The organism is Polaromonas sp. P1_H6 (assembly GCF_056405195.1).
In genome coordinates this window covers 108,819-127,816 of the sequence record NZ_JBFUCN010000019.1, presented here as the reverse complement: position 1 = coordinate 127,816, position 18,998 = coordinate 108,819, and the positions used below count along the sequence as shown (strand labels likewise).

Here is an 18,998-nt window from a genome sequence, read left to right as displayed (position 1 = left end):
TCAGACAAGCCCGGGAAGGCGCGGCAGGCGGGCCTCTGGTTTTGCGTTTTGCGTTTTGCGCCTGAGCACGCAAGCTCCCTCTGCATTCAATCCCGCATCTTTCTTTACGCGAGGTCTCGCGGGAAGAGCCTTGGATGTCCATGCCTCGTCTGTGTTCATCATCATGTTCATGGTGATGTTCATGGTCATTTTCACGTGCGGTTTGTGTCCATTCACCCTATGAGAGATGTGTATGCAGGCATGTTTAAACGCTATTGGCGTCTTTCCCTGCATCTCCTTACAGTCCAGCGACTAACGCAAAACAAGGAGAGGGTGTGGTTCATTTCAATCAGCAGTTGACGGCATGGCAAGACATGCTTGATCTCCTCCAAAACAAAAGCAATCGATGAAAGAGATTCTTCTTCTCATCGCGATGGTGGCCTGGATCATCCTGTGCACTTGGCCGGTTGAAAAAATCGGCAACCTGATACCCGACCGGCCGATGCGCATGCTGCTGAAATTCCTGTTGTTTGTGCTCTTTGTGACGATGCCATTGCTCCATTTGGCTGGCAAAACCACCGGACCTGGAGCACCTGGGGCGCGGAGCGAACACAAAGCCCAGGGAAGCGGTATTCCGGCGAATAGCCTCGCCACAGACCGCAAGGGATTGCAATGAACTGCTTCAGGGGGCTGTCGCGACTGTCGGTTTCCCTGTTTGTTGCAGCGCAGTTGGCTGCTTGCTCCAACAACTTGATGCTTTTGGGCTGGAACAGCATAAGAAAAACAGGAGTCCCGGCATGAACCGCCGAACCATGCTGCTTGCCGCGACATCCATTCCATTGCTGAGCGGTTGCCTGTATGACCGGCGGTTTGATCTCGAATGGGATGAAGAAGTGCAACTGCACGATGGACGCGTGATCGTTGTGCATTTGAAGAATACCTACGAACGCATTCATCAAGGCTTTACACGGTACGGCGGGGTCATCATGGCAAGGGATACGGCGCTGACGTTTGATGCCGGCGAAACAAGCGGCAAGGTCACTCAGCTATTCAAAGGATATAGCCCTTCCCTCCTTGATCAGCATGAAGGCGCATGGTACGTGACGCTGCGAGGGGGGCCCTATTACCGCTCCGAGGAAATACCGGGACAAAACTGGGGGCGCTATGCCTGGGGTGATTGCGATGAGGTAGCGAAGCTTGTGGGTACTCAATTTACCCCCATCCAGATCCACGATTTGCCGCGTGCATTTCGCATGCCAAACATGTTGCTATACGGCGTAGCCGCTGAGCATGCCCAATTTCACGAGCGACGCATATCGCTAAGGGATAAAGAGGATTGGTTGATAAAACATCCCCTTAGCTATGGTCATATCAGCAGTTGCCGCCCGCCAGAGGGAACTGCGAACTCAGCCGAGCCTTCTATGTCGATCAAAAAAGCAGGGGGGCCGGCATGAACCGTCGAGCCTTGCTGGTTGCAGTGACATCCTCTCCATTGCTGAGCGGCTGCCTGTATGACCGGTGGTTTGATCTTGAATGGGATGAAGAAGTGCAACTGCACGATGGGCGCGTGATCGTTGTGCATTTGAAGCGCACCTATGAACGCCTCAGCCAAGGGTTCACACGATACGGAGGAAGCATCATTTCGAGAGATACGACGCTGACGTTTGATGCCGGCGGACCAAGCGGCAAGGTCAATCAGCTATTCAAAGGGCATAGGCTCTCCCTTCTTGATCAGCATGAAGGCGCATGGTACGTCACGCTGCGAGGGGCACCTTATTACCGCTCCGAGGAAATACCGGGACAAAACTGGGGACTCTATCGCTGGGGTGGTTGCGACAAAGTTGCGAAGCTTGCAGGTACTCAATTTGTTCCCATTCGGATACATGACTTGCCGCAGGCAATTCGCATGCCAAACATGTTGCTATACGGCATAGCCGCTGAGCATGCCCAATTTCACGAGCGACGCATATCGCTAAGGGATAAAGAGGATTGGTTGATAAGACATCCCCTTAGCTATGGTCATATCAACACTTGCCATCCGCCAGAGGGCGCTGCAATTCCAAGCAGCCCTTCTACATCCACCAAAGAAATAGGGGGCTCAAAGTGACACAACCATTCGAGTATGCATTGTTGTCGGGCGACGCCTATAGAGACGCCAGGGAATTTAGGGGAAACTATTCCCCCATCCCGCCCGGTTGGACCGAGTTAACCAAATACGCCATTTCAGGGTCTGGCGCCAATGCCAGCTTTCCCGGCAGTGGGTTTAGCGCCCGCGTCTATCGGGACGTGACGGGCGAAATCGTGATCGCCTACGCGGGCACGCAGTTTGGTGGTTCAGGCGCGGGGCAAGCCGGCGACTGGTTCGCGGGCAATATGCCTTTGGCTGTCGGCCTGCTGGGCCCGCAAGCGATTGCCGCGGCAGAGCTGTACCAAAGGGTTGCCGCCGACCTCGGCAACAACATCACCTTTACCGGACACAGCCTGGGTGGCGGCCTGGCCGCCATGATGGCCGTGTATTTTGATCGGCCCGCCAAGGTGTTTGCGCCCGCGCCGTTTGGCAAGTCCGCCGATCCCACGCAATATGTCCTGGGCGTATTGGGGCCGCTGGCCGCCATCAGGGCCAAGCTTTTTGCCAATGCACTGGCCGACCCTCATCTGGTCGGCATTCCGGAAGCCCTGGCCGACTTCAGTCCAGGCGGCGACTACACCGCGCGTTCGGCCAAGGTCCAGGCCTGGGCCGTCAAAGGCGAGATACTGGAAAAAACGCTCTTCCTCTTGCCTTTTATTGAAACCTCGGGCACACGCACATCGCTATTCACCGCCGGTGAAACCGAACTGGGCATGACCTCCAAGCACAGCATTGATTTGCACGCCGCGGGTTTGATGAGCCCGACCTTTAACAAATGGTCCGCTACCTTGACGGGTGCCTTGCCGCTGATATTTGACAGAACTTTCTATGCCGTAGATCTGATCACCGGCAAAGAGCAGGATTTTCTTGTCAAGCTCAACCGCAATCAAGTTGGTATAGCGGAAACTGCCCCCAATGCCATGCTCAGCCACTTCGCCAATGACTTGCAAAAAATGGGCACCAATATGGCCGGCCTGAACCGGGCCGCGCAAGACGCCCTGACCGCCCAGAGCATCGAGTGGTATTTCTGGCAAGGCAGAAACTATGCAGGCCAGGAATTCTTCACCCAGACCGGGAACCTGCTGCAATACACCTCGGCTCAAGGCGCAGGCCTGGACGGTGCGCTGAACAAAGCCGTACGTTACGTGGATCCCTGGCTGAGCCCTATTGCCCGCGCACACGGGACTTTTGCCGAAGTCGTCAATTACGACCAATGGAATGTCGTCATCGGAAGTGAGGGCGCCACAGCGGCAGCCAGGGACGGCAGCAAAACGCAGATATTCATCGGTGGCGCCGGCGGCGACTCATTGACCGGGGGCAGCAGCGCCGACACCTTGTACGCAGGCCAGGGCAATGACACCCTGGACGGCAGCGCGGGTGTTGACATGCTTGCGGGCGGTGGCGGCGTCGACACCTACCAATTTTCAGGCGCATTCGGTTCCGACACCATCGTGGACAGCGACGGCCTGGGCCGCATCCTGGTGGACGGCGGCACACTGCAAGGCGGCAAGAAGGTGGAGGGGCTGGAGAACGTCTGGCGAAACGGGGAACAGGGTTACACCTTCGCGCTGGCGGGCAACGGCGCCGATCGCAGCTTGCGCATCACGAAAGACGGCAACAACACTCTCGCGGGCGGCCATGGCGGCGACACCTATCAGGCTGGCCGGGGCATGGGAGAAGACCGCATTGTGGAGAACGATGCGACACCGGACACCATTGATGTGCTGTCTTTCGGTGCGGAGATCAATGCCAGCCAGCTCTGGACGCGCCGCATCGGCAATGACCTGGAAATCAACATCATCGGTAGCGCCGACAAGGCCGCCGTGCAGGACTGGTACCTCGGCAGCACCCACCATGTCGAGCAGATCAGGCTCAGCGACGGCAAGATGCTGCGGGATTCCGATGCCGAGATCCTGGTGCAGGCCATGGCCTCATTTGCCCCGCCGTCGATGGGGCAGACGGACCTGCCGGCCGCCTATGCGGCCCAGCTGGCCCCGGTGATTGCGGCCAGCTGGCATTAAAGAAGAATCAGCGCTCGACCGTCTTGTTCCAGCGCGCATTCCAGGCCGGGCGGTTTTCGTTGATCACGTCCCAGTCCACAGCGATGGCGGTCTTCATGTACTCGTTCATCTGGGTCACCAGCGCGGCGGCCTTGCCGGAAGCCTTGGTCTTGGGGTTGGACGGGATCTGGTCGCCGAACTCGAGTGCAGCGGCCTGGGCTTCGGGCGACAGCAGGTACTGGGCCAGCTTGTGGGCCAGCGCGGGTTCGCTGTTTTTGGCGATCACGCATTCGCCGACGGTCAGCACGGCCGAGCCTTCCTTGGGCTGCACGTATTCCACGGGCAGGCCCTTGTCTTTGAGCACGCCGACTGCCGTGGGCGTGAGGGGGAACATCGCGGCCTCGCCGGTCTGCACCATTTCAGCGAGCTTGGCGGAGCTCGGGATGTACTCGAGCACATTGGGGCCTATGGTCGTGGGCCAGGCCTTGAAGCCGGGCTCCACGTTCTTGTCGCTGCCGCCCTGGATGCGGTTGAACAGCAGAAAGCCGTGCAGGCCGAAGGTCGACGAGGACAGCGACTGGAACACCACCTTGCCCTTGTACTTGGGATTGGCCATGTCCATCCACGAGGTCGGCGGCGCCCAGCCCTTTTCGGTGAACATCTTCTTGTTGTAGGCGATGCCGGTCATGCCGATGTTGACGCCGGCGGCCATGTCGCCCTTGAAGCGCGCGGTCGGGAACAAATCGTTCAGCGCCGGGCCGGCCTGCATTTTTTCGCACAGGCCCATGCCGATGGCGCGGTACATGATGCCGTCATCCAGGAACATCACGTGCATTTGCGGGTTGTCCTTGTTGGCCTGCGCCTTGGCCAGGATGTCCGAGGAGGTGCCGGGCACGACCACGACCTTGACGTTGTTGGCTTTCTCAAACGCGCCGAAGACGTGTTCGGTATAGGTTTTTTCCATGGTGCCGCCGTTCATGCCGATGTACAGCGTCTTGGCCTGGGCCATGGCGTTGCCGCCGGCCAGGCCGGCAATAACGGCAAGCGACACCGCGGTGGCGCGGGCGGTCAGGAATCGTGGGGAGGTGTTCATGGAAAGCTCCTGGTGGCGTGGGTGAAAGAAATGGCAGTGAAAGGAAGATGGCTAGACAACGGCGGAAGAGGCAGGCCCGGTGGTTGCCGCACGCGGGCTTGAAGGAAAACGTTCAATCGAAAAAGCCTCAATCGGCGTGGCGCTGCGGCCTTCGCAGACCAGGTCGGCCAGCACCGCGCCGACACCCGGCCCCAACTGGAAACCGCCGCCGGCAAAACCGAATGCATGAATCAGGCCCGGTGTGGTGGCGCTAGGGCCCAGCACCGGTAGTCGGTCCGGCAGGTAGCCCTCGGTGCCGCTCCAGGTGCGAATGATGTGGGCGTTTTTCAGTGCCGGCAGCAGCTCGACGGTCTGCTGCATCAGGCCGGACAGGCCGCTGCGCTGCGCTCGGGCGCGCTGCTCGTCCAGTGCATAACCCCGGCCGCCGCCGATGACGCAGTTGCCGCGCGCCACCTGGCGCGCGTAGATGCCGCCGCCCTCCACGCCCAGGCTCAGGTCCATGAACGCGGGCAAGGGCTCGGTCACCGCCATCTCGGGGTGGCCGGCCTCCATGGGCACGGTCTCGCCAAATTGCGCGGCAATGCGGTCGGCCCAGGCGCCGGCGCAGTTGAGCAAATGTTTGGCGCGCACTTCCAGCACCTCGCCCGAGCGCAGCACAAACAGCTCGCCGTCGTGCGCGACCTCGTCCACACGGGTCTGCTCGCGGATGTGGGCGCCCAGGTTGCGCGCGGCCAGCGCGAAGGCCGGCGACACCAGGCGCGGGTTGGCCTGGCCGTCGCCGGGGCACAGCGAGGCGCCGACGGCGGCCCGGCCCAGCCAGGGGCAGCGCTCGCGCAGGGCGCGCGTGGACAGCATCTGCAAGTCCATGCCCCAGCCCTGCGTGCGCTCGCGGTAGCTTTCAAGCGAAGCCAGGTCGGCCTCGCTGCGCGCGATCTTGAGATGGCCGGACTGGATGTATTCGCCGTCTATGCCTATGAGTTCGGGCAGGCGCGCCCACAGGCCCTGCGCGCGCTGCGACAGCGGCAGCTGGCTCAGCGGCCGGCCCTGGCGGCGCACGCCGCCGTAGTTCACGCCGCTGGAGCGCGAACCGCAGAGGTCGCGCTCCAGCAGCACGACCGAAAAGCCCATGCGGCGCAAAAACAGCGCGGCCGACGCACCCATGATGCCGCCGCCCACAATCGCCACGTCGGCCGTGATGCGTTCCATCATGCGGCCTCCTGCTGCAGCGCCGGTGCGGCCGCGGCCGAAAACGGCAGCGGCTTGATGGGCGACTGCCCGCGCAGCCGGCCCACGGCATCGGGCTGCACGCTGCAGGCCTGCGCGAGGATCTCGGCCGCCGCCACGCCGCAACTGCGGCCCTGGCATCTGCCCATGCCGACCCGCGTCAACGCCTTGAGGCGGTTCATCTCGCGCGCGCCGGTGTCGGCCACGCAGCGGCGCAATTCACCCGCCGTGATTTCCTCGCAGCGGCAGACCACAAGCTCGTCGGGTGCATTGGCGGCCCAATGCACCGGAAACGGAAAGGCCCGCTCCAGCCCCTGGCGGAAGGCCGCGGTGCGCGCCAGCTGCCGCTCCAGCCAGGCCGCGCGCGGGAGGTCGATCCGGTGCCCGGTGTCCGCGAGCAGCGCCAGGGCAGCGCGTTCGCCGGCCCACTCGGCGGCGTCCGCGCCCATGATGCCGGCGCCGTCGCCGGCCAGGTAGACACCGGCCACGCTGGAGCGCCCCACGGCGTCGCGCTCGGGCAGCGCGCCGCGCTGCAGGCCGTCATAAGAAAAGCGGCAACCCAGCAGGTCGGCCAGCTGCGTCTCGGAACGCAGCGCGTAGCCAAAGCCCACGCCGTCGCAAGCAATCTGGTGTTCGCGGCCGGCCTTGCGCCAATGCATGGCCTGCACACGCTCGCCGCCTTCAGCGCGGACCAGCTCCACGCCCTGGTGCACCGCGACCCCATGCGCGCGCAGCCAGCCCAGGTAATACAGGCCCTTGGCCAGCAGCGCCGGCTGGCGCAGCATGGCAGGAACGGCGGCGGCTTTGCCCGCGAAGCCTGCCGTGTCGAGCACTGCCACAACGTTGGCGCCCGCCTTCGCATACTGGTAGGCGATCAAATACAGCAGCGGCCCGGTGCCGGCAAACACCACACGCGAGCCTATCGCGCAGCCCTGGAATTTGAGTGCCACCTGCGCGGCGCCCAGTGTGTAGACGCCGGGCAAGGTCCAGCCCGGAAACGGCAGCACGCGGTCCGTCGCGCCGGTGGCGACGATGAGGTGGCTGTAGGGCAAAGTGCTCATGGCCCCGTGGTGGAGCAGATCGAGCTTGCTGCCTTCGGCGCTCCAGACCAGGGTGTCGGGCCGGTAATCGACTTTGTCCAGGATGCCGGCCATGGCGCCGTGCAGCGCATCGGCACGTCCGGCTTCAAAACCATAGAGCGCCTCTTTCGCCCGCGTGAAACCCACGGGCGGCTGGCGGTAGATCTGCCCGCCCCAGCGCGGCGCCTCGTCCACCACCACCGGACGCAGGCCGTGCGTCACCAGCGCCTGGGCGGCGCGTACGCCGGCCGGGCCGGCCCCCACAATCACGGGCTGCACGTTCATGTCAGGCCCTCCGCGCCGGTCACCAGCCGCATGCCTTCTTCGATAAAGGTGCCGCAGGCGCGCAAGCGCTTGCCCGATTCGGTGGCAACCCAGCAGTCCTGGCAGGCGCCCATCAGGCAGAAGCCGGCGCGCGGTTCGCCGCTGAATTCGCTGAAGCGCAGGCGCGCGCTGTGCGTGAGCACCGCCGTCAGCACGGTGTCGCCGGCCAGCGCCGTCAGCGGCTGCCCATTGAGCACAAAACCCACGGGCTTGCGGCCGCCTTCGGCCAGGCGCTGGAGCAAGGGCCCGCGTGGTTCGGCAAGGCCGGGGGGGGCGGCGGATGGCTTCATTTGTGTCCCACGAGAATCTTGTCAAGGCCGTAGATGCGGTCCAGCACCAGCATGGCCACCGCCGTGAGCGCCACCATGAGCGCCGAGACAGCGGCCATCAGCGGGTCTATGGACTCGGTCGCATACATATACATGCGCACCGGCAAGGTCACGGTCGAGGGCGCGGTGACGAAGATGGACATGGTCACTTCGTCAAAGCTGTTGATGAAGGCCAGTAGCCAGCCGCCGGTGACGCCGGGCAAAATCATGGGCAGCGTGACACGGGTGAACACGGTTGCCTGGCTCGCACCCAGCGACAGGGCCGCCTGTTCGGCGCTGCGGTCGCTGCCCTCCACCGACGCCAGCACCAGGCGCAACACATAGGGCGTGATAATGACCACGTGCGCCAGCGCCAGCCAGAAGAAGCTGCCGGTCGCGCCTATCAGGGAGAAGGTACGCAGCAGCGCGACACCCAGCACCAGGTGCGGAATGATCAGCGGCGACAGGAACAGGCCGTTGAGGAAATCGCGGCCCGGAAAGCTGTGGCGCGCGATCGCCAGTCCGGCCGGGACGGCCAGCACCGTCGCCAGCGTGGCCGAAATCGCAGCCAGCCAGAGGCTGTTCTTGAAGGACTGCACAAAGTCCGAATGCGCGAACACCGCGCGGAACCAGCGCAGCGAAAACTCCGTGGTCGGGATGGCCAGCGTGTTGCCGGGCGTGAACGCCACGACGCAGACGATGACCAGCGGCGCCAGCATGAAGGTGATGACCAGCGCATTGAAGAGCAGCGCGAGGGGACCGTTTTTGGACATGTTTGACTTTCTATTCCATGTCTAATTCAGTTCGAGACTAGGCGCACCGCCGCAGACAGTGCTACAGCACGGCAAGGCGGGGCAACGACGTATCGGACTGAAGTAGGCATGGAATTACCCCAAGGACTTTTTGTAGGAGCGCTCCAGCACGCGGTTGTAGCTCAGCATGATGGCCAGGTTGGCCAGCAGCAAAGTCAGCGCGATGGCCGCGCCCAGCGGCCAGTTGAGTTCGTGCAGGTATTCGTCATAGACCACGGTGGCCACCATCTTCAGGCGGCGCCCGCCCAGCAGGCCCGGGATCGCGAAGGCGCTGGCGCTCAGGCCGAAGACGATCAGGCTGCCCGACAAAATGCCCGGCAGCACCTGCGGAAAGATGATGCGGCGCAAGGTGGTGAAGTGCGAGGCCTGCAACGACAGCGCCGCGTCTTCCACGCCCGGGTCCAGCTTTTGCAGCGAGGTCCACACCGGGATCACCATAAAAGGCAACATCACGTGCACCAGCGCGATGACCACGGCCGCCTCGGTGTAGAGGATGCGCATGGACGGCAGGCCGACAGCGCGCATCACCTGGTTGACCACGCCTTCGGGGCCCAGCAGCATGCTCCAGCCGAAAGCGCGCACCACCACCGAGACCAGCAGCGGCGCCAGCACCACCAGCAGCAAAATCGAGCGCCAGGGGCTGCGCATGCGGCTCAGCACATAGGCTTCGGGCGCGCCCACGAGCACGCAGATCAGCGTGGTCAGCGCCGAAATCCACAGCGTGCGCCAGAAGATGCCGTGGTAGTAATCGTCCGTCAGCACGGCGGCGTAGTGCGCCAGCGTGAAGCTGTTCTTGACGCCGGTGGCGTGGTCGAAGACCTGGAAGGACAGCACGGCGGTGAGCGCCAGCGGCACCAGCAGCAGGCAGGCGAACAGCGTGAAGACCGGCGCCGACAGCAGCCAGGGTGCACGCGAGGCGCTGGCCCGGGCCGGCGCAGTTGCCTGCACCAGGGCGGCGCTGCTCATGCCGGCGCTCCTAACGTGCCGGGTAGCAGGCGCACCTGCTGCGCGGTCCAGTCCAGGCCCACGTTGGCGCCCTCTTCGGCCGGCGCGCTGCCGTCATTGGGGGAGACCACCGCAAGCAGGCCGGCGGCGGTGGACACCTGGTACAGCCACTGGCTGCCCAGGAAAAAGCGCTCATTCACCGTGCCGCCTATGCGGCCCTGGGCTTCGGGCACCAGGCGGATTTTTTCGGGGCGCAGGCTCAGCACCACGGCGTCGCCTTCGGACACGCCGGGCGCCTCGACCTCCAGCGGCACATTGCCGCCGACCTTCACCGTGGCCCAGGGGCCAGCGGCCGTCACACGGCCTTCCAGCAGATTGGCCTTGCCGACAAAACTTGAAATGAAGCGGGTCTGCGGATGTTCGTAGAGCCGGTGCGGCTGGTCGATCTGTGTCACGCGGCCGGCCTCCATGACGACCACGCGGTCGCTGATGGACATGGCCTCTGTCTGATCGTGCGTGACCATCACCGTGGTGGTGCCGACCTTGCGCTGGATCTGCCGCAGCTCGAACTGCATTTCCTCGCGCAGCTTGGCGTCCAGGTTGGACAGCGGCTCGTCCAGTAGCAGCACGGGCGGCTCGATGACGAGTGCGCGGGCCAGGGCCACGCGCTGGCGCTGTCCGCCCGAAAGCTCGCGTGGGTAACGGCCGGCGTGCGCCTCCAGGTGCACCAGTGCGAGCGCGGCCTTCACGCGTTCGGCGCGCTCCTGCTTGTCGACGCGCCGCATCTCCAGGCCGAAGCTCACGTTGTCGTAAACGCTCATGTGCGGGAACAGCGCATAACTCTGGAACACAATGCCCAGGCCGCGCGAATTGGGTTTGGCATGCGTGATGTCGCGGCCGTCCAGCGTGACCTGCCCCGACGTCACCTCACAAAAGCCCGCGATCATCTGCAGGGTGGTGGTCTTGCCGCAGCCCGAGGGGCCCAGCAGCGAGACAAATTCGCCCTTGTCCACCGACAGGTTCATGTCGGCCACGGCGCGGGTCGCGCCATAGGACTTGTTCACGTTCGCCAGGGTCAAAAAGGACATGGGAAGCACCTCTGCAACAAGGGGGTGGCCAGCGCCGCAACATGCTTTGCGATGACACCTTGATGACATTCATGCTAGGGCATGTCATAAAAAATCGTCAATAGGTTATTCCGTATAGAGATATGTTTATTTGATTTATTCCGCTTAATGGAATTTATATACACTTAAGGCAACACTAATTCCGCCAAAGGAGAGGCCGTGAAAGACGAAGACAATAGCTCCAGCAGCGTGCAGCGCGCCTTTTCCATCATCCGGGCACTGACCGCGACCCAGGCCAAGGGCGGGCGCATCACCCACGTCGCCAAGGCCACGGGCCTGACCCAGGCGACCACCCACCGCATCCTGCAAAGCCTGGTGGCCGAGCGCGTGGTGGAGCAGGACCCGGCCTCAAAGCTGTACCGGCTGAGCATCGAATTTTTCGCGCTGGCGGCCCAGGCCGGCAACTCCATGGACCTGCGCGGCCTGTGCCGGCCGTCCATGCTGCGCCTGTGCGCCAGCCTCGGCGACACCATCTTTTTGCTGGTGCGCAGCGGCTTTGACGCGGTCTGCCTGGACCGCAGCGAGGGGCCCTTCCCGATACGTTCCTTCACCGGCGACATCGGCGGGCGCGTGGCACTGGGCATGGGCCAGGGCAGCCTGGCGATCCTGGCCTTCCTGCCCGAGACCGAGCGCGAGGAAGTGATCCGCTACAACCTGCCCCGCGTGCGCGAGTTCGGCGTCTATGACGAGGTCTACCTGCGCACCGAGATCGAACGCGTGCGTGAACTCGGCTACGCCGGGCGCAACACCAATCTGCTGGACGGCATGGCCGGTGTCGGCGTGCCGGTGCTGGACCGCGAGGGCCGCGCCGTCGCCGCCCTCAGCGTCGGCACGATTTCCTCACGCCTGAGTCCGGACCGCCTGCCCACGGTGGTGGAATTGCTCAAGCGCGAAGCCGCCGCCATAGGCGCGCAGATCAATCCTTTTGACAGCACATTGCGAAGGCCGGCTCAAAGTCTGGCGCCGGCCGACAAGGCCTGAGACACTCTTGAAGTTGCAATCCTTCTCCACTCCACCAAGAATGGACAGACCTCATGGATAACGACAACGAACTCGCCAAGAAGCAACGTGCGATCCTTTCAGTCAAAGAACGGGCTGTCTTCAAGCTGGGGCTTGCGGCGATCTCGTTTTGCCTGGCCTGGGCGGAATGGCTCACACCTTCCATTCCGCCCTTTATGGGTAAATGGGCCTGGACACAAACCTGGGCTTTCGAGGTGATGGGGCCGCGTGGACTTGTCGGCATCTGGATGGCCCTGGGGACGCTGCTGCTGATGCTCGGCCTCGTGCAGTTATGGACATCGGGAAAGAAAGCCGATTAAAGACCGGCTCAGGCACGCGGCGACCTGCTCGCCGTTCGTTCACTTCAACGAAGCCGATTGCTCACGCAGCCATTCTCGTAACTGCACCAAGGGCCGCCAACTGGTTTTCTGTGAGGGCCAGACCAGGTAGTAGGCGAAGTCCGAACTCAGCGAGAGATCAAAGGGCACGGCCAGCGTGCCGTCGGCAATGTCGTCGGCCACCAGGAAGCGCGGCAACACGGCCAGCCCCAGGCCAGCCTTCACCGCTTGCGCGATCATGGAAAACAGCTCGTACTTGGGGCCGGTGCCGGCGCTTTGCGTCTCGTCCATGCCGGCCAGCTGGAACCAGTCGCGCCAGGCGTGCGGGCGTGTGCTCTGGTGGATCAAGGTGAAGTTCAGCACGTCGGCCGGCTTGCGGAGTTGGCGTTTCTTGATGAGGGCCGGGCTACACACCACCACGCTGTCTTCGCCCATCAGGTATTCGGACTCGGTGCCCGGCCAGTCGGGCCGGCCGTAATGGATGGCGGCGTCCAGTCCCGTCAGCGAAAAATCAAAAGGCTGCAGGCGCGTCGCCAGGTTCAAGGTCACATGCGGATGCGCCTTCAGGAAAGACGGCATGCGCGGGATCAGCCATTTGGTCGCAAACGTCGGCACCACGCCGAGCTCCAGCGTGCCGCCCTCACCTTTGGACGAGACCAGGTCCAGCATCGCGGCCTCCAGCGAGTCCAGCGCCGGGCTGACGCGCGCCAGCAGCGAGCGGCCCGCGTCGGTCAGCTCCAGTTGGCGCGGCAGGCGGCGAAACAGGCTCACGTCCAGCTCCTGCTCCAGCCCCAGGATCTGGTGGCTGACCGCGCTCTGGCTCACCGACAGGTCTTGCGCCGCCAAGGTGAAGCTGCCGCGATGGGCGGCCGCTTCAAAAGCCAGCAAGGCCTGGGTGGAGGGGATTTTCCGGCGCATCGCATGAATATAGCTCATGCATCCATCGAAATTGATCCTTTGTGCATGCTGCCGAAATTACCGAAAATCCGGCCTTCTTCAGCATAAATACCCCTGAAATGACCCATCTCCAGAAGCTGCTCGCCACCTGCCTTCCGCCTGAGGCCGTCAAAACAATCCATGAGCAGATGTACGTTCATCCCGGCCTGCAGCAAGCCGCTTCCGGCACCGTGAGTCGCGCGGAACTGGCCCAGGCGCTCAATATGGCGCTGTTCCACGGCCTGGTGCAGCGCGTGCCGGCCGGGCAGGACTACATCGCGAGCGACGTGGTGGGCCAGCAGCGCAAGGTGGTGTTCGACCACGGCGCGCTGCGCACCGTGCGCTGGCCCAGCGGCGCGCTGCCGGCCGGCGAGGCAGCCTTCACGCGTGTGCTGCGCCCGCTGGGTTTTGAATTGCAGGGCACCTACCCGCTGCCGCGCCTCAAGATGACAGGCCGGGCTTACAGCCACCGCGATTTCCCCGAAGAGATCGCGCAGTTTTTTGTCTCCGAGCTGCACCCCGAGCAGTTCTCCGCGCCCTTCCAGTCCGCCGTCACGCGCGTGCTGGCCAGCTCGCGCGACCCGCTGGGCCCGCAGGACGTCGCCGACCTGGAGCAGCTCACGCGCGACGGCGTGCTGCCGCTGGCGCAAGCGCTGCGCCTGCTGCCGCAACTGCTGCAGTGCTTTGACCGCCAGCACGGCGTGTTCGCGATAGACGACTACGAATTGCTGCTGGCCGAATCGGCAGAGATGGCCTGGATTTCCACCGAAGGCAATGCCTTCAACCACGCGACCGACCGCGTGGACGATGTCGATGCGGTGGCTGAACGCCAGCGCGCGCTGGGCCGGCCCATCAAGGACAAGGTCGAGGTCTCGGCGAGCGGCCGCGTGCGGCAAACCGCTTTTCGCGCCGCCGGCGTGCTGCGCGACTTCATCACCACCGAAGGCCGCGTCTCGCGTGAAGTGCCCGGCTCGTTCTACGAATTCATCACACGCGACGAACTGCAAAACGCCGGCGCGGCCAACGACCCGGTGCAGCCGCGCCTGGACCTGGCCTTTGACGCCGGCAATGCCACTGGCATTTTCGGCATGACGGCCGCCCGCGCATGACAGACGCGCGCGGGGCACTGCGCCCGCTGTACGCGCAGGCCAGCGGCTCGCCGATACGCGCCATGCTGGCACTGGCCGGCCGCGAAGGCATGGTGTCATTGGCCGGCGGCCACCCCGACCCGGCGCTGCTGCCGGCCGACTGGCTGCGCGAATCTCTGCTGGAAGTGGCCGGCCAGCTGCAAGGCCGCAGCCTGCAGTACGGCGCCACCGAAGGCCTGGCCGCGCTTCGCGAAGCCAGCGCGGCGCTGCTGCAACAGCGCGGCCTGGCGGCGCAGGCGACGGACGTGTTGATCACCACCGGTTCGCAGCAGGCCATCGACTTGCTCGCGCGCGTGCTGGTTGAACCCGGCGAAGGCGTGGCGGTGGAATCCTTCAACTACCCGGCGGCGCTGCAGGCCTTCCGTTTCGCTGGCGCGCGCCTCGTCGAAGTGCCGACCGATGCGCAAGGCATGGACATCGACAAGCTCGAAGCCATCCTGCAGGCCGACCGCCCACGCGTGCTCTACGTCGTGCCCAATTTCGCGAACCCGACCGGCGCCGTGATGCCGCTGGCGCGGCGCCTGCGCCTGCTGGAACTGGCCGCGCAGTACGACGTCACCCTCATCGAAGACGATCCCTATGGCGAACTCTGGTTTGAGGAAGCGCCGCCGCCTTCGCTTGCGCAATTGAACCAGCAGGCCGGCTCGCCCGCACAGGTCGCGTATATGACCAGCTACTCCAAGGTGGTCGCGCCGGCCCTGCGCCTGGGCGTGCTGCTCGCGCCGGCCGAGATCGCGCGCGGTGTGGTGCTGGCCAAGCAGGCGGCCGACGTGCACAGCGGTTCGCTGGAGCAATTGACGCTGGCGGCCATGCTGGCTTCCGGTCGTCTGGCATCGCACCTGGCGGATCTGCGCCCAGCCTATGCCGCCAAAGGCAGGGCGCTGGACCAGGCCTTGCGCGCGCACTGCGATGGCCTGCTTGAGTTTGACAAGCCGCAAGGCGGCATGTTCATATGGGCAAAACTCAGCGCCGCCCTGCCCTTGCTGCCCACGCAGGCCTGGGTGGACTTCGGCCTTCAACACCAGGTGCTGGTGGTGCCGGGCGCCGCCTTCAGCATCAGCAACAGCGCTCAGCCCTGGCTGCGCCTGAGTTTTGCCAACCCCACGCCGGACGCACTGCGGCAAGGCGCGGAACGCCTGGGCCGCGGACTGCGCCAACTCGCCACCCAACACGGATTTCAAGACACCCACGAAAGGACTTCATCATGAGTCACGCCAACGACGTTTCATCCCTCTTCAAGGCCCTGGGCCTCAGCGCCGAGCTGGGCAGCAAGGCAACCGCGGCCATCTCGGTGGCCACGCCCATCGACGGCAGCCAGTTGGCCCGTGTGGCCGTGCACAGCGCCGCCGAGGTGGACAGCGCGCTCAACGCTGCGCACCAGCGTTTCCTTGAGTGGCGCAACGTGCCCGCGCCCAAACGCGGTGAACTGGTGCGCGCCTTCGGTGAAACCGTACGCCGCCACAAGGCCGAACTGGGCCAGCTGATCTCGCTGGAGACCGGAAAAATTTTGCAGGAAGGCCTGGGCGAAGTACAGGAGGTCATCGACATCTGCGAATTCGCGGTCGGCCTGTCGCGCCAGCTTTACGGCCTGACAATCGCCAGCGAGCGCCCCGACCACAAGCTGCTGGAAACCTGGCACCCCGTGGGCGTGGTCGGCATCATCTCGGCCTTCAACTTCCCGATGGCGGTGTTCGCCTGGAATGCCGCGCTGGCGCTGGTCTGCGGCAACACGCTGGCCTGGAAACCTTCGGAAAAGACGCCGCTGTCGGCCATCGCGCTCAACGGCCTGCTGCTGCAGACGGCCAAAGAGCTGGGCCTGGCGACGCAAGGCCTCAGCGAGCTGCTGATCGGCGAACGCGCCACCGGCGAGGCGCTGGTGAAACATCCGCACGTCAAGCTGGTCAGCGCCACCGGCTCCACCGCCATGGGCAAGAACGTGGCCATCGCCTGCGCCGGCCTGTTCAAGCGCTCGCTGCTGGAACTGGGCGGCAACAACGCGGCCATCGTCTGCCCTTCGGCGAACCTGGAACTCGTGGTGCGCGGCGCGGCCTTCGCGGCGGCCGGCACCGCCGGCCAGCGCTGCACCAGCCTGCGCCGCCTCATCGTGCATCGCTCCATTTATCCTGAGCTGGTCAAACGCCTGGTCTCTGTGTTTGAACGCCTGCCCATCGGCAATCCACTCAAAGACGGCACGCTGGTCGGTCCGCTGATCGACGGCCGCGCGTTTGAGGCCATGCAGTCGGCACTGACCGAAGCCAAGAAGCTGGGCGCCACCGTGCACTTCGGCGACAAACAGCCCGGCGAAGGTTCGGCCCACTATGTGCGCCCCGCCATCGTGGAATTGAAGGAACAGGCCGGCCCCATGCTGCACGAGACCTTCGCGCCCATCCTCTACGTCGTGCCCTATGACAATTTCGAGGATGCCATCGCGATGAACAACGCCGTGGTGCACGGCCTGTCGTCGGCCGTCTTCACGCAGGACCTGCGCGAGGCCGAAATCTTCACCTCGGCGCGCGGCTCGGACTGCGGCATTGCCAACGTCAACATCGGCACCAGCGGCGCGGAGATCGGCGGCGCCTTCGGCGGCGAGAAAGAAACCGGCGGCGGACGTGAATCGGGATCCGATTCCTGGAAAGCCTATATGCGCCGTGCCACCAACACTGTCAACTACGGATCCAGCCTGCCGCTGGCGCAGGGAATCCGCTTCGAGATCTAGGCGTCAGAACCCAAGGGGCGGCCTCAGTAGGCCGCGCCGGGTGCTGCCGGCTGCGCGGCACCGGAGGGCACAAGGTCTGCAGCCAGGCGCCTGGCGGCGTTGGCATAGACCAGGACGTCAACGCCGACGGCCACAAAAGTGCAGCCCAGGGCGAGGTAACGCCTGGCCAGCGCCGGGTCGGAAGTCAGCGTGCCGGCCGCCTTCCCCGAAGCGATGATGGTTTTCATGGCCTGCTCGATCGCGGCCTGCACCTCCGGGTGGCCGGGCTTGCCGCGGTGGCCCATGGAAGCGGCCAGGTCGGCGGGGCCGATGAAAACGCCGTCCACCCCCTCCACCGCGCAGATAGCTTCCAGGTTGCCCAGGGCAGTCACGGTTTCCGCCTGCACCAGCAGGCAGACCTCGCCGTCGGCCGTATCGAGGTAGTCGGTGCGCGCGCTCCAGCGCGAAGCACGCCCCACGGCGCTGCCGACCCCGCGAATACCCAGCGGCGGATAGCGCGTAGCGCTGACCATGGCCTGTGCCTGTTCGGCCGTGTCGACCATGGGGATCAGCAGGTTTTGCGCGCCTATGTCCAGCAACTGCTTGATCAGCGGCACTTCGCCGGCCACCGCGCGCACCACGGGCTGCGCGCGATAGGGCGCCACGGCCTGCAGCGAAGCCAGCGTGCTGCGCAAATCGTTGGGCGCATGCTCGCCGTCGATCAGCAGCCAATCGAAGCCGGCCGTGGCGCTGACCTCGGCCAGATAGGGATCGGCCATGGAAAGCCACAAGCCGACTTGGGGCCGGCGGGCGGCGAGAGCGGTTTTGAAGGGATTATTGGCGGGCATGGCGCAAGTGTTGGGTCCAGGAGAGTCCATGAAAGAGGAAGTCGCCGGGCCGGCTCAGCCCGCCACCAGATGGTGGGCGGGCAAGGTGCCGGTGGCCAGGTAGTCCACGATGTTACGCGCGGTGATGTTGGCCACTTGCGCCGCCGCGTTGCGGGTGACGCCCGCGACATGCGGCGTGAGCAGCACATTGGCCAGCGCCAGCAGCGGGTGGCCGGCCGGCAGGGGCTCGGTATCGAAGGTGTCCAGCCCGGCACCCTCCAGGTGGCCGGATTGCAAGGCCTCCAGCAGCGCCGCTTCGTCCACGACGGGGCCGCGCGCCGTGTTGATGAGCAGGCTGCCGCGCCGCATGAGCGACAGCTCGCGCCGGCCTATCAGGCCGCGCGTGCGTTCGGTCAGCGGGCAATGCAGGCTCAGGATGTCGAGCTGCGCCAGAAAGCGGTCCAGGTCGGGCTCGGTCGCATGGCTGTCGGCCTGCCCGTGAGGGCGCAGCACCAGCACCCGGGCGCCCAGCGCGACGGCGAGCCGCGCCGTGCTGCGGCCTATGCTGCCGTAACCCACAATGCCGACCACGGCGCCGCGGAAATCACGCCCTTGCCAGCTGCTGTCGGCCCAGCGGCCGCCGCGCACCATGCCGTCGAGCAAAGGCAACTGCCGCGTGAGTGCGAGCATGAGCGCCAGCGCGTGCTCGGCCACGGCATCGGCATTGGCGGCGGGCGCCACGGCGACGGCCACGCCGCGCTGGCGGGCGGCAGCCAGGTCCACGCTGTCCACGCCCGCTCCATTCTTGGCGACGATCTTCAACGCCGGGGCGGCAGCCAGAACGCGTGCCGAAATGGGCTTGGAGCCCCGCAACACCACGGCCTGCGCGCCTGTGTCCGCCAGTTGCGCGGCCAGCACGTCTTCGGTAACAGGGTCGGGTAAAAAGGTGATCTGCCCGCCCGCGCCGCGCACGATGTCTTGCGCGGACGGGGCCCAGTGGGCAGCGGTGACGAGAACCTGGAAAATGGAGTCCATG

20 protein-coding genes are annotated in these 18,998 nt (G+C 64.7%); 9 read left to right on the top strand and 11 right to left on the bottom strand.

Annotated elements, in window-relative coordinates:
• Positions 1-183, bottom strand: a complete 183-nt coding sequence (locus tag AC1D1F_RS17480) for a hypothetical protein (protein WP_477677579.1) — start codon at positions 181-183, stop codon at positions 1-3.
• A gap of 202 nt (positions 184-385) precedes the next feature.
• On the opposite strand from AC1D1F_RS17480, the gene AC1D1F_RS17475 reads away from it, so the two are divergent.
• From AC1D1F_RS17475 to AC1D1F_RS17460, 4 genes are all read left to right on the top strand, one after another.
• Entirely contained in the window at positions 386-655 is a 270-nt protein-coding gene (locus AC1D1F_RS17475) for a hypothetical protein (RefSeq protein WP_477696484.1), read from the top strand.
• Between the two features lie 121 nt (positions 656-776).
• Entirely contained in the window at positions 777-1,433 is a 657-nt protein-coding gene (locus tag AC1D1F_RS17470; protein ID WP_477677581.1) for a hypothetical protein, read from the top strand.
• On the top strand, positions 1,430-2,086 hold the full coding sequence (locus tag AC1D1F_RS17465) for a hypothetical protein (protein WP_477677582.1): 657 nt from the start codon (positions 1,430-1,432) through the stop codon (positions 2,084-2,086). Before AC1D1F_RS17470 ends, AC1D1F_RS17465 begins: the two co-directional genes overlap by 4 nt.
• Complete coding sequence (locus tag AC1D1F_RS17460; protein ID WP_477696483.1) at positions 2,083-4,128, top strand: Tle-like phospholipase domain-containing protein; 2,046 nt, start codon at positions 2,083-2,085, stop codon at positions 4,126-4,128. Before AC1D1F_RS17465 ends, AC1D1F_RS17460 begins: the two co-directional genes overlap by 4 nt.
• A 7-nt stretch (positions 4,129-4,135) precedes the next feature.
• On the opposite strand, the gene AC1D1F_RS17455 is transcribed toward AC1D1F_RS17460, so the two are convergent.
• From AC1D1F_RS17455 to AC1D1F_RS17425, 7 genes are all read right to left on the bottom strand, one after another.
• A complete protein-coding gene (locus tag AC1D1F_RS17455; RefSeq protein WP_477677584.1) occupies positions 4,136-5,200 on the bottom strand; it encodes an ABC transporter substrate-binding protein in 1,065 nt (354 codons plus the stop codon).
• A 51-nt stretch (positions 5,201-5,251) separates the two neighbouring features.
• Complete coding sequence (locus AC1D1F_RS17450) at positions 5,252-6,409, bottom strand: NAD(P)/FAD-dependent oxidoreductase (protein ID WP_477696482.1); 1,158 nt, start codon at positions 6,407-6,409, stop codon at positions 5,252-5,254.
• Positions 6,406-7,788: an FAD/NAD(P)-dependent oxidoreductase gene (locus tag AC1D1F_RS17445; protein WP_477696481.1), complete on the bottom strand. Its 1,383-nt coding sequence runs from the start codon at positions 7,786-7,788 to the stop codon at positions 6,406-6,408. The genes AC1D1F_RS17450 and AC1D1F_RS17445 overlap by 4 nt, the downstream gene beginning before the upstream one ends.
• Positions 7,785-8,117: a (2Fe-2S)-binding protein gene (locus AC1D1F_RS17440; RefSeq protein ID WP_477676337.1), complete on the bottom strand. Its 333-nt coding sequence runs from the start codon at positions 8,115-8,117 to the stop codon at positions 7,785-7,787. The genes AC1D1F_RS17445 and AC1D1F_RS17440 overlap by 4 nt, the downstream gene beginning before the upstream one ends.
• Complete coding sequence (locus tag AC1D1F_RS17435) at positions 8,114-8,908, bottom strand: ABC transporter permease (RefSeq protein ID WP_413329086.1); 795 nt, start codon at positions 8,906-8,908, stop codon at positions 8,114-8,116. Before AC1D1F_RS17435 ends, AC1D1F_RS17440 begins: the two co-directional genes overlap by 4 nt.
• A 114-nt stretch (positions 8,909-9,022) precedes the next feature.
• A complete protein-coding gene (locus tag AC1D1F_RS17430; RefSeq protein ID WP_477676338.1) occupies positions 9,023-9,913 on the bottom strand; it encodes an ABC transporter permease in 891 nt (296 codons plus the stop codon).
• Positions 9,910-10,980, bottom strand: a complete 1,071-nt coding sequence (locus AC1D1F_RS17425; protein ID WP_477676339.1) for an ABC transporter ATP-binding protein — start codon at positions 10,978-10,980, stop codon at positions 9,910-9,912. The genes AC1D1F_RS17430 and AC1D1F_RS17425 overlap by 4 nt, the downstream gene beginning before the upstream one ends.
• Before the next feature lie 198 nt (positions 10,981-11,178).
• Between AC1D1F_RS17425 and AC1D1F_RS17420 the strand changes: the two genes are divergently transcribed.
• Positions 11,179-12,000: an IclR family transcriptional regulator gene (locus AC1D1F_RS17420; RefSeq protein ID WP_477676340.1), complete on the top strand. Its 822-nt coding sequence runs from the start codon at positions 11,179-11,181 to the stop codon at positions 11,998-12,000.
• Between the two features lie 53 nt (positions 12,001-12,053).
• Positions 12,054-12,338, top strand: coding sequence for a hypothetical protein (locus AC1D1F_RS17415; protein ID WP_477676341.1), 285 nt, complete (start codon positions 12,054-12,056; stop codon positions 12,336-12,338).
• Positions 12,339-12,377: 39 nt separating this feature from the next.
• Here the strand turns inward: AC1D1F_RS17415 and AC1D1F_RS17410 are convergent, their stop codons facing one another.
• The gene (locus AC1D1F_RS17410) at positions 12,378-13,292 is read right to left on the bottom strand and encodes a LysR family transcriptional regulator (protein ID WP_477676342.1); all 915 of its coding nucleotides are present in this window, start codon (positions 13,290-13,292) and stop codon (positions 12,378-12,380) included.
• Positions 13,293-13,372: 80 nt separating this feature from the next.
• Here AC1D1F_RS17410 and AC1D1F_RS17405 point away from each other — a divergent pair, with 80 nt between their 5' ends.
• The 3 genes from AC1D1F_RS17405 to amaB are packed head-to-tail and all read left to right on the top strand — an operon-like array spanning position 13,373 to position 17,156.
• Positions 13,373-14,401 (top strand): 2-oxoadipate dioxygenase/decarboxylase family protein, encoded by a 1,029-nt coding sequence (locus tag AC1D1F_RS17405; protein WP_477676343.1) that lies wholly within the window; start codon positions 13,373-13,375, stop codon positions 14,399-14,401.
• On the top strand, positions 14,398-15,648 hold the full coding sequence (locus tag AC1D1F_RS17400) for an aminotransferase-like domain-containing protein (RefSeq protein WP_477676344.1): 1,251 nt from the start codon (positions 14,398-14,400) through the stop codon (positions 15,646-15,648). The genes AC1D1F_RS17405 and AC1D1F_RS17400 overlap by 4 nt, the downstream gene beginning before the upstream one ends.
• On the top strand, positions 15,645-17,156 hold the full coding sequence (gene amaB, locus AC1D1F_RS17395; RefSeq protein ID WP_477676345.1) for an L-piperidine-6-carboxylate dehydrogenase: 1,512 nt from the start codon (positions 15,645-15,647) through the stop codon (positions 17,154-17,156). The genes AC1D1F_RS17400 and amaB overlap by 4 nt, the downstream gene beginning before the upstream one ends.
• 23 nt (positions 17,157-17,179) lie before the next feature.
• Here the strand turns inward: amaB and hpaI are convergent, their stop codons facing one another.
• Both hpaI and AC1D1F_RS17385 read right to left on the bottom strand, forming a co-directional pair.
• Positions 17,180-17,983 carry a 4-hydroxy-2-oxoheptanedioate aldolase gene (gene hpaI / locus AC1D1F_RS17390; protein WP_477676346.1) on the bottom strand — a complete coding sequence of 268 codons (804 nt, stop codon included), beginning with the start codon at positions 17,981-17,983 and terminating at the stop codon, positions 17,180-17,182.
• Positions 17,984-18,037: 54 nt separating this feature from the next.
• Positions 18,038-18,997: an NAD(P)-dependent oxidoreductase gene (locus AC1D1F_RS17385; RefSeq protein WP_477696480.1), complete on the bottom strand. Its 960-nt coding sequence runs from the start codon at positions 18,995-18,997 to the stop codon at positions 18,038-18,040.
• Position 18,998 lies beyond the last annotated feature (1 nt).

Coding starts and splice junctions, on each gene's coding strand:
- AC1D1F_RS17400 (WP_477676344.1), top strand. CDS start 14,398: ATGACAGACGCGCGCGGGGCACTGCGCCCGCTGTACGCGCAGGCCAGC.
- AC1D1F_RS17430 (WP_477676338.1), bottom strand. CDS start 9,913: ATGAGCAGCGCCGCCCTGGTGCAGGCAACTGCGCCGGCCCGGGCCAGC.
- hpaI (WP_477676346.1), bottom strand. CDS start 17,983: ATGCCCGCCAATAATCCCTTCAAAACCGCTCTCGCCGCCCGCCGGCCC.
- amaB (WP_477676345.1), top strand. CDS start 15,645: ATGAGTCACGCCAACGACGTTTCATCCCTCTTCAAGGCCCTGGGCCTC.
- AC1D1F_RS17425 (WP_477676339.1), bottom strand. CDS start 10,980: ATGTCCTTTTTGACCCTGGCGAACGTGAACAAGTCCTATGGCGCGACC.
- AC1D1F_RS17385 (WP_477696480.1), bottom strand. CDS start 18,997: ATGGACTCCATTTTCCAGGTTCTCGTCACCGCTGCCCACTGGGCCCCG.
- AC1D1F_RS17465 (WP_477677582.1), top strand. CDS start 1,430: ATGAACCGTCGAGCCTTGCTGGTTGCAGTGACATCCTCTCCATTGCTG.
- AC1D1F_RS17475 (WP_477696484.1), top strand. CDS start 386: ATGAAAGAGATTCTTCTTCTCATCGCGATGGTGGCCTGGATCATCCTG.
- AC1D1F_RS17415 (WP_477676341.1), top strand. CDS start 12,054: ATGGATAACGACAACGAACTCGCCAAGAAGCAACGTGCGATCCTTTCA.
- AC1D1F_RS17435 (WP_413329086.1), bottom strand. CDS start 8,908: ATGTCCAAAAACGGTCCCCTCGCGCTGCTCTTCAATGCGCTGGTCATC.
- AC1D1F_RS17440 (WP_477676337.1), bottom strand. CDS start 8,117: ATGAAGCCATCCGCCGCCCCCCCCGGCCTTGCCGAACCACGCGGGCCC.
- AC1D1F_RS17410 (WP_477676342.1), bottom strand. CDS start 13,292: ATGAGCTATATTCATGCGATGCGCCGGAAAATCCCCTCCACCCAGGCC.
- AC1D1F_RS17450 (WP_477696482.1), bottom strand. CDS start 6,409: ATGATGGAACGCATCACGGCCGACGTGGCGATTGTGGGCGGCGGCATC.
- AC1D1F_RS17455 (WP_477677584.1), bottom strand. CDS start 5,200: ATGAACACCTCCCCACGATTCCTGACCGCCCGCGCCACCGCGGTGTCG.
- AC1D1F_RS17470 (WP_477677581.1), top strand. CDS start 777: ATGAACCGCCGAACCATGCTGCTTGCCGCGACATCCATTCCATTGCTG.
- AC1D1F_RS17445 (WP_477696481.1), bottom strand. CDS start 7,788: ATGAACGTGCAGCCCGTGATTGTGGGGGCCGGCCCGGCCGGCGTACGC.
- AC1D1F_RS17480 (WP_477677579.1), bottom strand. CDS start 183: ATGAACATCACCATGAACATGATGATGAACACAGACGAGGCATGGACA.
- AC1D1F_RS17405 (WP_477676343.1), top strand. CDS start 13,373: ATGACCCATCTCCAGAAGCTGCTCGCCACCTGCCTTCCGCCTGAGGCC.